The organism is Plantactinospora alkalitolerans (assembly GCF_015690345.1).
Taxonomy (GTDB): Bacteria; Actinomycetota; Actinomycetes; order Mycobacteriales; family Micromonosporaceae; genus Plantactinospora; species Plantactinospora alkalitolerans.
On sequence record NZ_JADPUN010000316.1, the window covers coordinates 1 to 11,133 of the forward strand.

Annotated in this window: 12 protein-coding genes and 1 pseudogene; 8 read left to right on the forward strand and 5 right to left on the reverse strand. The window is 71.3% G+C overall.

Annotated features, from left to right (window positions below; translation table 11 throughout):
- Positions 1 to 650 (reverse strand): annotated as a pseudogene (locus I0C86_RS34840) (hypothetical protein); the annotation flags it as partial.
- A gap of 118 nt (positions 651 to 768) precedes the next feature.
- Between I0C86_RS34840 and I0C86_RS34845 the strand changes: the two are divergent.
- The 6 genes from I0C86_RS34845 to I0C86_RS34870 all read left to right on the forward strand — a co-directional run bounded on the left by I0C86_RS34845 (position 769) and on the right by I0C86_RS34870 (position 5,538).
- Positions 769 to 1,125: a hypothetical protein gene (locus I0C86_RS34845; protein WP_196205569.1), complete on the forward strand. Its 357-nt coding sequence runs from the start codon at positions 769 to 771 to the stop codon at positions 1,123 to 1,125.
- A gap of 129 nt (positions 1,126 to 1,254) precedes the next feature.
- A complete protein-coding gene (locus I0C86_RS34850; protein WP_196205570.1) occupies positions 1,255 to 1,839 on the forward strand; it encodes a TetR-like C-terminal domain-containing protein in 585 nt (194 codons plus the stop codon).
- Positions 1,836 to 2,675 carry an alpha/beta fold hydrolase gene (locus I0C86_RS34855; protein ID WP_196205571.1) on the forward strand — a complete coding sequence of 280 codons (840 nt, stop codon included), beginning with the start codon at positions 1,836 to 1,838 and terminating at the stop codon, positions 2,673 to 2,675. The genes I0C86_RS34850 and I0C86_RS34855 overlap by 4 nt, the downstream gene beginning before the upstream one ends.
- A gap of 194 nt (positions 2,676 to 2,869) precedes the next feature.
- Positions 2,870 to 3,961 carry a winged helix DNA-binding domain-containing protein gene (locus tag I0C86_RS34860; protein WP_196205572.1) on the forward strand — a complete coding sequence of 364 codons (1,092 nt, stop codon included), beginning with the start codon at positions 2,870 to 2,872 and terminating at the stop codon, positions 3,959 to 3,961.
- 255 nt (positions 3,962 to 4,216) lie between these two features.
- Positions 4,217 to 4,783: an RNA polymerase sigma factor gene (locus I0C86_RS34865; RefSeq protein ID WP_196205573.1), complete on the forward strand. Its 567-nt coding sequence runs from the start codon at positions 4,217 to 4,219 to the stop codon at positions 4,781 to 4,783.
- Complete coding sequence (locus tag I0C86_RS34870; protein ID WP_196205574.1) at positions 4,768 to 5,538, forward strand: hypothetical protein; 771 nt, start codon at positions 4,768 to 4,770, stop codon at positions 5,536 to 5,538. The genes I0C86_RS34865 and I0C86_RS34870 overlap by 16 nt, the downstream gene beginning before the upstream one ends.
- A gap of 91 nt (positions 5,539 to 5,629) precedes the next feature.
- Here I0C86_RS34870 and I0C86_RS34875 read toward each other — a convergent pair whose 3' ends face one another.
- Positions 5,630 to 6,529, reverse strand: coding sequence for a 2-hydroxyacid dehydrogenase (locus I0C86_RS34875; protein WP_407676382.1), 900 nt, complete (start codon positions 6,527 to 6,529; stop codon positions 5,630 to 5,632).
- A 200-nt stretch (positions 6,530 to 6,729) separates the two neighbouring features.
- On the opposite strand from I0C86_RS34875, the gene I0C86_RS34880 reads away from it, so the two are divergent.
- On the forward strand, positions 6,730 to 7,440 hold the full coding sequence (locus I0C86_RS34880) for a ThuA domain-containing protein (protein ID WP_196205575.1): 711 nt from the start codon (positions 6,730 to 6,732) through the stop codon (positions 7,438 to 7,440).
- On the forward strand, positions 7,410 to 8,528 hold the full coding sequence (locus I0C86_RS34885) for a Gfo/Idh/MocA family protein (RefSeq protein WP_196205576.1): 1,119 nt from the start codon (positions 7,410 to 7,412) through the stop codon (positions 8,526 to 8,528). The genes I0C86_RS34880 and I0C86_RS34885 overlap by 31 nt, the downstream gene beginning before the upstream one ends.
- A 143-nt stretch (positions 8,529 to 8,671) precedes the next feature.
- On the opposite strand, the gene I0C86_RS34890 is transcribed toward I0C86_RS34885, so the two are convergent.
- The 3 genes from I0C86_RS34890 to I0C86_RS34900 form a co-directional block, all read right to left on the reverse strand.
- Positions 8,672 to 9,628, reverse strand: a complete 957-nt coding sequence (locus tag I0C86_RS34890) for a DMT family transporter (protein ID WP_196205577.1) — start codon at positions 9,626 to 9,628, stop codon at positions 8,672 to 8,674.
- 10 nt (positions 9,629 to 9,638) lie between these two features.
- Positions 9,639 to 10,619: an N-acetylglucosamine kinase gene (locus I0C86_RS34895; RefSeq protein ID WP_196205578.1), complete on the reverse strand. Its 981-nt coding sequence runs from the start codon at positions 10,617 to 10,619 to the stop codon at positions 9,639 to 9,641.
- A gap of 107 nt (positions 10,620 to 10,726) precedes the next feature.
- Positions 10,727 to 11,133 (reverse strand): transposase (locus I0C86_RS34900; protein ID WP_323373422.1); only part of this gene is annotated, 407 nt, incomplete at its 5' end.

Sequence of the window (11,133 nt, forward strand, 5' to 3'; positions counted from 1 at the left end):
CCGCCGCCGCCCCCCTCGGCCCGGTCCCCGGTGGAGTTGCCGTCGGCGAAGGTCAGGTTCTGCACGGTGAGCTGAGGATGGTCCTGGTCCTGGCAGTGCGAGGTGGTCCAGCCCTGCGCCTCGTCACAGGTGTTCATGTAGAGGATCCGGCGCTTGCCACCACCGGAGAGGGTGACCTTGCCGCCACCGTCGAGCACGATCCGGGGACCGGTCGAGTTCCGGATCTTCGCGGTGGCCTTCATGGTGATGGTCACCGGAGCGGGACCACAGGAGAAGGTGATGATGCCGCCCCGGGCGACCGCCGCGACCACCGCCGCCGAGGTGCAGCTTCCGGGGGTGCCGTTGCCGATCACCCGGCTCGGTTTCGTCGTGCTCACCGCGCGGGCCTCGGCGGGCACGCTGGCCCGGCCCTTCGGGTTGCCGGGCCGGGGCAGCGCGGCAACCGGCCTGGTGGTGGCGGAGGGCTTGGCGGTCGGCGACGGCCCGGCCGGAACCGACGGCGACGGCGTCGCCGACCCGTTCGTGGCGTCCGTGGCTGCCGGTGTGGCGGCACCCGCCGGCTCCTTCGCCGGCGACGAGCCGCAGCCGGTCATGGCGGTGGCGGCGAGCAGCCCGGCCACGATCAGGGCGGAGGTGGTCTTGATGCGCACCGCCAGATGGTAGGTCCCGCTGGCCGGCCGGCCGAACCGGGCGGCGCCGGATTAAGGAACTCTTCAGACCGGGCATAATTGCCGCCGGTGGGGCACCTCATCGGGGCGGAGGTTGGCCGTGGAGTGGGTGGCGGCCAATCCCGTCGCCTGGATCGTGCCCGGCCTGCTCGTCGGGGCCTGGATCGCGCTCCGGCTGCTGCGGCGCCCGGTGTGGCCGTGGTTCTTTCTCGCCGCGGCCGTACTGGCGGTGTCGTGTTTCCCCGCCGGGATGTTCGCCGGCCGCGCCGAGTTGGCGGAGCCGAACTGCACGCCGGGCAACCTCTGCTTCTCGGCCGATGAGGTCGACTGGTGGCTCAACGGTCTGCTCGGCCTCCTGACCACGTGCGCGCTGGCCGTTCTCACCGCGGTAGTCGATCTCGTGCTGGCGCTGGTCCGGCGGGAATCAGCGGATCCCGCCGTCGACCGGAAGCCCTGACCGGTTTCTGGCGCGCCCTGATCCATCCGTGCGGCACCGCTGTCGGAACCCGCTCGTTAATGACACCTATTAAGTGCTACCTTAGGGCCCCTAAGAAACTTGCTAGCGTGTGGAAGGTCGGTACGCCAAATGCCCCGACAGGGCCTGACGAGCGAGCGCGTCTCGGCCGCCGCGGCCGACCTGGCGGACGCCGTCGGGTTGTCGCGGCTGACCGTCGCGGCGGTCGCCCGACACTTCGGGGTCTCGGACGCGGCGCTGTACACGCACGTTCGCAGTCGCGAGGCGTTGATCGAGCAGGTCGCGGTCCGGGCGGCGGCCGTGTTCGCCGACAACCTGGCGCTCGCCGTCGCCGGTCGCGCAGGCAGGCAGGCCCTCGTCGGATTCGCCGACGCCTACCGCACCTTCGCGGTGGCGCACCCCGGGCAGTACGCCGCGACCCAGTTGCAGTTGCCGCGCGAGGTCGGCACGAGGTCGACGGGGCATCTGCGGATGATCGAGCTGAGCTACGCGATGCTTCGCGGGTACGGGCTCGACGAGCCGGACCTGACCGACGCGATGCGTTTCGTGCGTAGCACCTTCCACGGCTTCGCGAGCCTGGAGACCGTCGACGGATTCGGGCACCCGCGCGATCTGGACGAGTCGTGGAGCCACATCCTCGACGCGGTGCACACCGCGCTGAGCAACTGGCCGAGCGGAACGAAGGAACGACGATGAACAGTCACGAGAGCCACGATCAGTACGTCAGCTCACGGGACGGCACCCGCCTGGTGCTCCGGCGCGTGGGCTCCGGCGACCCCGTCGTCCTCGTACACGGCTCGGGAGGTGGGCTGCGTTCCTGGGGTACCGTCGCCGACCAACTGGCCTCCGACCACGAGGTGTGGATTCCGGCGAGGCGCGGATACGGTCCCAGCGACGTCCCGCCCGGGCCAAAGTCGTTCAAGGACGAGACCGCGGACCTGATCGCGGTGATCGAGGCGGCCCGGAAATCCTCGGGTCGGCCGGTGCACCTCGTCGGCGCCTCCTACGGGGCGACCGTCTCGTTGCACACCGTGTCGGCGGAGTCCCGCCAGGTACGGTCACTGGCCCTCTTCGAGCCCCCGCTGTTCGCGGCGGGACCGGAGATCGTACCCATGCTCGACCGGTACCGAGCCGCCTTCGAGCGGGACGACGCCCGGGGAAGGAGCGCGGCACTGAACGACGTGACCCGGGTTCCGGCGGAGGTCGTCGCCGCGTTCGCCGCCGCAGCGGGCGACCGGACCCTCGACCCGGTCGAGGAGCGGCGCTCGGCGATCGGCTGGCTGCACGACCTCGAGGCACTCGCCGAGGACAGCACGGACATCGCCCGCTGGTCCTCGGTCACCGTGCCGACCCTGCTGATGCAGGGGGCCGACACCTGGGAACCGATGCCCAGCACGATGAACGCCCTCGCGACGACGCTTCCGGGAGCGCGCCGGATCATCTGGCAGGGGCAGTCCCACTTCGTGACCATGACGGCTCCCACGCTGGTCGTCGACGCGCTGCGCGGGTTCTTCGCCGAGGTCCCGGCGTAGCCGGACAGGATCCGGACTCCGGATGACGAGCCGGAGCGGAGCGCCCAGCCTCGGCACGGCGCTCAGCCTCGCCGCCGCGCACGCCGAACGGTGTCGGGGCGCCGAACGGTGTCGGAGGTGCCGAACGGTGTCGGAGGTGCCGAACGGTGTCGGAGGTGCCGAACGGTGTCGGAGGTGCCGCCTAGGGTGGGCGCATGGTCGACCGTCGTCAGGTGATGAGGTTCCGGACCCGGGCCCAGCAGCTCGACCGGGCCCGGGGCACGCTCGGCGACACCGCCGTTCTCGACATCGGTGTGCAGGACACCGGCCCGGACGGCGCTGGCTGGGCGCTGGCCGCGCGCGGGGTCGACGTGACGGCGCTGTCCGGCAGGGATCTCGTCCTGCTCTGGACCGTGCGGGGCGCTCCCCACCTCTACCGCCGCGCCGACCTGGGAAAGATCGCGGCCGCGGTCGAGCCCTTCTCCGACTCGGACGCCGGCAAGCGGATCTACGACGCCGCCAGGCCGTTGAAGGCGGCCGGCATCGACAATCTCGCCGCGCTCGACGTGGTGGCCGCGCACATGCGCGCCCTCGTTGCCGAGCCGACGGTCAAGGGAGACGTCTCCGGCCGCCTGGCCGGGCTGGTGACCGAGCCGTACCTGCGATTCTGTCGCCCCTGCGACGCCACACACATCTACGAGATGCCGTTCCGGCTGGCCGCCGTGCGGGCCGGCCTGGAGTTGCAGCTCGGCACCTCACCGCCGGTCCTGCAACGCATCACCGGGTTCAGGAAGGCGGCTGCCGCGGGCGACAGGTTCGACCTCATCCGGGCCTACCTTCGACTGCTCGGCCCGGCCACCCCGAAACACGTGGCCGACTATCTCGACGCGCCGGTAAAGGACGTGAAGGCGCGCTGGCCGGAGGACGTGGTCGAGGTGACGGTCGACGGGGAGCGGCGTTCACTGCTGGCCGCCGACGAAACGGCGCTGGAATCGGCCGACGCCGCGGTGACCCGCCTGCTCGGCCCGTACGACCTCTTCCTCCAGGCCAAGGACCGGGCGACCCTGGTCGGCGAGGTCGCCCGCGCCAAGGAGCTGTGGCCGGTGCTCGGTCGTCCGGGTGCCGTACTGGTCGACGGTGAACTGGTCGGCAGTTGGCGCCCCCGCAAGTCGGGCGGGAAGTTGACGGTTGCCGTCCAGCCCTGGCGCAGGCTGTCGGCCGCCACCCGCAGGGCCGTCACCGCGCAGGCCGAGCACCTCGCCGCGTACCGCGCCGCCTCGCTCACCGGCGTCGACTTCGCCGATTGACCGGTGCCGCCGGGCTGCCGGTCCGCCGGGCTGCCAGTCCGCCGGTCCGCCGGGCCTGTGTCGTGGCGGCGGCCGGAACCGGGAGCCCACAGCTCGTCCTGAGCTTTCCGGCGTGCGGACAGGATCCCGACATTTCGACCATACCCTCCAGGGTGCCGATCGCGGATTGGCACCGGTCGCCAGCCGGAACTCCGGGTGTGACAGCTACCGTCGAGCCGGACAGGTAGGGGGTATGGACGACGAAGGAAAAGGCACATGAGCGGAGACGACGCCGGTGGGCGAGCGGACCGGTTCCGGTCCCTGCACCTGGGGACATACGCCGACCTGCTGCGGTTCGTCGAGCGGAGGGTGCCGGGCAGCGAGGCGGAGGACGTCGTGTCGACGGTCTTCATGACGGCGTGGCGACGCTTCGACGAGCTGCCGGACGACGCCCGGCCGTGGCTGTTCGCGGTGGCCCGCAAGACCATGGCGAACCGGACCCGGGGCTGGTTACGCCGCCAGGCGTTGGACGTCCGACTGGGGTCGCTGGAGTCACCCGAGCTGTCCGACGACTCGGCGGGCGCGGCGGTACGGATCGACCTGGAGCGCGCCTGGAAGGCGCTGAGCGCGGCAGACCGTGAGGTTCTGGCACTGGTCGCGTTCGACGGCCTCACCGCCGAGCAGGCCGCCGACGTGCTGGGCTGCCGGAGGTCGACCTTTGCCATGCGGCTCGGCCGGGCGCGGAAACGCCTGCAGTCGGCCCTGGAGCCGGCCGAACCGGACACCCGTTGGTCTTCCCGCCCCCACCCTCTCAAGGAGCAGCAGTCATGGACGCGAGCATGAAGGACCTGGAGCAGCTGGCCGTGCTCGACCCGGCGCGGGGGCGTGAGCCCACCGCGATGGAGTGGACGCGGTCACAGGCGTTCGTCGAGCGGGTGATAGCCGCCGAAGTCACTCCGCGGCCGACCCGACGGCCGGTGGGACGCTGGCTGGCGGTGGGCGTCGCCGCAGCGGCGGCGGGTGCCGTCGCGGTGGTGGCCGTACCCGCGCTGTTGCCCGGCACGGCCCAGAAGGCGATCGCGTCCTGGACGGCCGAGCCCAGTTCCCGTACCGGTGAGCAGGTGCTGCCGCAGGCGCGGGCGTGCGCCGGCAACGGGGTCGGGGGGAGTTCGTCGGCGGTGCACCCGAGGGACGTGCTCCTCGCCGAGCAGCGCGGGACCGCGACGCTGCTCATCATGAAGAAGAGCAGCGGCACCGTCGTCGAGTGCCTGAGCGTGGGCAAGGACCAGCTCGCCTCGATGGGGCTGGCCGACGAACGTCCGTTGCCGGCGTTGCCCGCCGGCACGGTCAACCTGGAGACGATGAGCTCCACCGGGAGCGGCGACAGCATGTGGTCGAACATCATCGGCCTGGTGGGTTCGGACGTCACCGGGGTGGAGGTCCGGCTCGACAACGGCAGGGTCCTCCAGGCCAGTGTGAAGTCCGGCTGGTGGGCGGCCTGGTGGCCGGGACCCGAGGGCGGTCAGGTCGACCGGCTGACGGTGACCGTGCACACCTCCACCGGCTCGACCAGCTACCGTCCCTCCGAACTGCCCTGACGGCACCCGGCTGCGGCGGCCCGCCCGGGGCGCCGCGGCCGGACCGGCGGTCGCCACGTCCGGCGGAACCACCACGTCCGCACCGCGGGTGTTACGGCCCGCTGACGACGTTCGCGAGCGGCTGGCCTGCGGCGTACCGCCGGACCTGGTCGACCAGCAGTCGGCGGGCCCGGGGCGCGAACGCGGCGGTCAGACCGCCGACGTGCGGGCTGACCAGGACGTTCGGCGCAGTCCACAGCGGATGGTCGGCGGGCAGCGGCTCGGGTTCGGTGACGTCCAGGGCAGCGTGCAGCCGGCCCGCGTGAAGTTCCGCGAGCAACGCCCCGGTGTCCACCACCCGGCCTCGGGCCACGTTCACCAGCAGGGCGCCGTCGGCCATCCCGGCGAGAAAATCCTTGTCCACCAGGCCCTCGGTCTCCGGGGTCAGCGGGGTGGCCAGGATGACAACGTCTGCGTGCGGCAGCATTTCCGGGAGTTCGGCGATCGGCCGTACGCCGGGTCGGGCGCTCCGGGCGACCCGGCTGATCTCCACCTCGAACCCCGCGAGACGGCGCTCGATGGCGGCGCCGATCGAGCCGTACCCGACGATCAGCACCCGGGCGTCAGCCAGCCCGGTGGACCAGCCCGACGCCCAGCGGCCCTCGCTCCCCGCCCTGACGAAGTCCGGCAGCCGGCGCCGGGCGGCCAGCGTGAGCGCCACGGCCAGCTCGGCGGTAGCCGCATCGTGCACCCCCCGGGCGTTGGCCAGGGTCAGGCCGGGCCGCAGGTACGGCAGGACGTGGTCGTAGCCGGCGGTCAGGGTCTGCACCACCTTGAGCCGAGGCATCCGGACGATCGCCTCGCACAGCAGCGGATCGATGATCCCGTACGGAATCGCATAGAACTCGACCTCGTCCAGGGGCTCCGGAATGGGTCGAGTGCCGTCGTACAACGCGACGTCCAGATCGCCGAGATCGGCCAACGCGTCGGGATGAGAGATCAGGTAGCGCACGGCGACAATCATCCGGGGTTCACCGCAGTCCGGCAGCGGTTCGACCCACACGAGTTGAGTGAGGTCGGCGACACGGGCCCGGTCGTCGTCGCCCACCCGGTCGGTAGGCTGCCTGGAGTGATCGACATCGGTATCGGCGACACGCCGCCGCCGGGCGGGAGTGGCCGGCCCGGGGCGACGGATCGCGAAAGGGAGCGAGCGTGGCACAGCGGAGGGCACTGGTGGTTCGCGGCGGATGGGAGGGGCACCAGCCGGTCAAGGCGACGGAGTTGTTCATCCCGTTCCTCGAAAGTAGCGACTACGCGGTACGGGTCGAGGGATCGACGGAGATCTACGCCGACGCCGCCGAGATGGCCGACATCGACCTCGTCGTGCAGTGTGTGACGATGTCGCAGATCACCGCGGAACAGCTGGCGGGACTGAGCGCGGCGGTCGTCGCCGGCACGGGCTTCACCGGCTGGCACGGTGGCATCGCGGACTCGTTCCGGGCGTCGTCCGACTACCTGCATCTGGTGGGCGGGCAGTTCGCCACCCATCCTGGCAAGGAGCCGTGCGAGCGTCACGGTGGGCCGGAGGACAACTTCCTGCCGCACACGGTGAACATCACCGAACTTGGACGGACACATCCGATCACCGCCGGGATCGAGGACTTCGACCTGGTCACCGAGCAGTACTGGGTGCTGCACGACGACCTGATCGACGTACTGGCCACCACGACCCACCCGACCCAGGCGTGGCATCCGTGGCACCGGCCGGTCACCTCGCCCGCGATCTGGACCCGGCTGTGGGGCGCCGGGCGCATCGTCGTGACGACTCCGGGGCACAGCCTCGACGTGCTGGAGCACGCGAGCGTCCGTACCGTCATCGAGAGGGGCATGCTGTGGGCGACCCGCACCGCATCGGCGTCGTAGGTCTCGGGGTCATCTCCCGCGCGTACCTGAACACGCTCGCGAACCACCCCGCGGTGAGCATCGCCGCGGTGGCCGACCTCGACGCGTCCCGCTCGGCGGCGGTGGCCGCCGAGCTTCCCGGCGCCGAGGCGTTGAGCGTCGAGCGCCTGCTCGACCGCCCGGACGTGCAGACGGTGCTCAACCTCACGATCCCCGCGGCGCACGCCGAGATCTCGTTCGGCGCTATCGACGCGGGCAAGAACGTCTATATCGAGAAGCCGCTCGCGGTCACCTTCGCGGACGGCCGCTCGGTCATCGACCGGGCCGCGGCGGCCGGCGTCCGGGTGGGTTGCGCGCCGGACACGGTTCTGGGTACCGGGACCCAGACGGCGCGCGCGGCGATCGACGACGGGTTGATCGGGCGCCCGATGTCCGCGTCGGCCGTCATGGTCACGCCGGGACACGAACGGTGGCATCCGCACCCCGACTTCTACTACACCGAGGGCGGCGGCCCCCTACTGGACATGGGGCCGTACTACATCTCGGCGCTCATCCACCTGCTCGGGCCGGTCCGTGCGGTGGTCGGATCCGCCAGCCGCCTGCGCGCCGAGCGCGTCATCGGTTCGGGGCCGCGCATCGGCCAGCGGGTACCGGTCGATGTGGACAGTCACGTGACAGGTGTGCTCGAACACGCCAACGGCGCCCTCTCCACCATCACGACGAGCTTCGACGGCGTCGCGACGACGGCCGCGCCGATCGAGGTGCAGGGGGAGACGGGCACGCTCGCCGTGCCCGATCCGAACCACTTCGACGGCGAGGTCCGGCACTTCGCGCTCGGCGACACCGAATGGCGTGCGCTCGAACCACGGGCGGGTTACGCGGCCGCTTCCCGAGGTGTCGGCCTGATCGACCTCGTCGGGGCCGACGGGCGGCGTCCGGCCCGCGCCAGCGGCGACGTCGCGCTGCACGTACTCGAAACGATGACGGCCCTGCTCCGGTCGGCGGCCGAAGGCCGGCGGATCGCGCTGACGACGGTGGTGGAGCGGCCCACGCCGGTCCCGCTCACCCGGGTCGAGGACTGGACGGCGCAGCACGCGCACGGACACTGACCCGGGCGCGACCGGGCCGGGACGGGACCCGGCCGGGACGCGGCCACAAGGGCCGGCGGCCGGTCCGGACCGAGTCCGGACCGGCCGCCGCCGGGGTCAGTTCTCCGCGGCCGGAACGACGAGTTGCCCGGCCGGTGTGGCGGTTACGGTACGGCGACGTCCGGCGCGCCGTCCCGGTCGAGCGTGACCGGGGTGGCCGCCGCGGCCTCGCCGCGCTTCTCGTCGGCGTAGACCATCAGTGTGGACCCGACGATGGCGAGCACGATGCCGATCGTGGCGTAGACCGACGGCACCCGCTGGTACACGATCAGCGAGAGGATCACGGTAAGTACGGGCGCCAGGGCGTTGGTCGTGGGGGCCACGATCGAGGCCTTGCCCCGACTGAACGCCATCACCAGGAACAGCGCGCCGACGGCGTTGAGCACCTGGGTGACCGCGGCGAGGGACGGCGCCTGCCAGGGGGCGTCCAGCGCCAGGCCGCCGGCCATCCAGATGGCGATCGGCGCCAGCAGCAGACCACTGATCGTCATCCAGGTGAAGGTGGTGGCGTCGTTGACGCCGACCGTGGCCGCCTTGCGCATGAAGTAGGCCTGCACGCCCCAGGCGACGCAGACCACGATGGCCAGGATCAGCCACGTTCCACCGGTGGCGGAACCGTCGCCGCCGCTGACGCTGAACAGTACGACCGCGACCAGTGCGGCGATCACGCCGACCACGGCGAGCCGGGGGATGCGTTCCCGCAGCAGCGCCATGGCCATCAGCACGGTGATCGCCGGAGACAGCGCGATCAGCGGAAAGATCAGGTACGCCGGGCCGATGGTGAGCGCCTTGAACAGGAGCAACTGGCCGCCGGCGCCGGTCAGCCCGACCAGCAGGCCGTACACGGTCGCGATCGGGCGGCGGTCCAGCCGGTTGCCGCGCAGCGCGGCGACGGCCGGGATGATCATGGTGATGGACCAGACGACGTAGACCATGCCGTCGGGATAGCCGTAGTCGCTGGTCGGGACGGCGGAGAAGGCCCCCCACACGCCCCAGAACAGCACGAGCAGCCCCGCGTACGGGATCCAGCTACGGCTGATGCGGGAGATAGTCGTTGGCATCTGCGCCTCCTCAGGCAGCGGTGGCGTTCGGGGTGGTGGTCCGAAGGTGTGCGAGCGCGCCGGCGCTCAGCGGGCTGCCGGCCTGTTTCGCGGCGTAGAGTGCCGCGCCGACGACCGGCGGATACATGGGCTGCCGAAGGTCGTAACCGTCGTGCAGCGTGTGCAGGTGCTCTCGGAATGCCTCGCGTACCTGTCGTGCGTTGAACGTGCCGCCGGAGTAGGAGACCAGGACCTGCTCGCCGGCGGGGTAGCCGAGCCGGCCACGGGTGGTTTCCACCAGCTGGGCGAGTTCCCGGCCGGCCTCGGCGAGGATCGCCGCTGCCGCCTCGTCGCCCTGGTCGGCGGCGCGGGTGACAAGCGGGCTCAGCGCCGCGATCCTGCCGCGGTCGCCCTGCCACCGGTTCACCACGACGTCGATCAGATCCAGGTCCGCGGCCAGCGCCAGGTGTTCACGCAGGACATCCAGCAACGGACCGGCGGGCTGTCGACCGTCGCTCATGCGGGAGAACGCCTGCAGGCCCCGGATGGCGATCCAGTACGCCGAACCCTCGTCGCCGAACAGTTCGCTCCAGCCGCCGACCCGCAGGCCCTGGCCGGCACGCTCACCGTAGGTCATCGATCCGGTGCCGCTGATCACGTTGATGCCGTCCGCGGCGGCCACCGAGCCGGACCAGCCGCAGACCATGTCGTTGTCGACCCGGTACCGGTCGTGGCCGAGGACCTCCCGTGGCGCCGCGTCGAGGGCGGCGATGTCGTCGCTGACCTCGCCGTAGGTCGGGATGCCGAAGAACGCGAAGGCGATGTCGGCCGGGGTGATGCCGGCCGTCGCGCAGACGGCGCCGATGCCCTCCTTGAGGACCCGGGGCACCAGATCGATGCCTTCGCTGAAGTAGTAGCTGCTCGCGGTCGTCGCCTGGGCCACGATCGCGCCGTCCGCCCTCAGTAGGCAGAAGGCGGTCTTGGTGCCGCCGCCGTCCACGCCGAGGAACATTGCCTCACCTCCGTCTCGCGTCAGCTCGCCGCCGTCCGGGGCGGGATGGCCCTGATCTGGACCCGCTGTCTGCCTGGCCGCGCGCTAGACGAGTAGTTCCGAATGGATCAGTGGTCGTAGGCGATCAGTGACCGGGTGACGGGTGCGCCGGTCTTGTTGTTGTGCCAGATCGCGGCGGCCATGGCCAGCAGGCGTTGGGCGACTCGGACCGCGACGCCCTCGAAGGTCCGTCCGCCGTGTTCTTCCAGGTCGAGTTGGCCTTTGAGGGTGTCGTTGACCGACTCGATGAGTTGGCGGACCTTCTTGAGCATCGGTTCGCCGTAGTGGGCCTTCTCCCGCTTGCGGGACGGTCGCAGCAGCTCGATGCCCTGGGCAGCGAGTTGCCGCTCGAACGGTTTGGAGGCGAAGCCCTTGTCCGAGATGAGCAGGATGCCGTCGTGTTCGGCGATCACCCCGGCGTCGGCTTCCAGCATCGCGGCCAGTACCTCGCGTTCGCCGATCTTGGGGTTCGCCA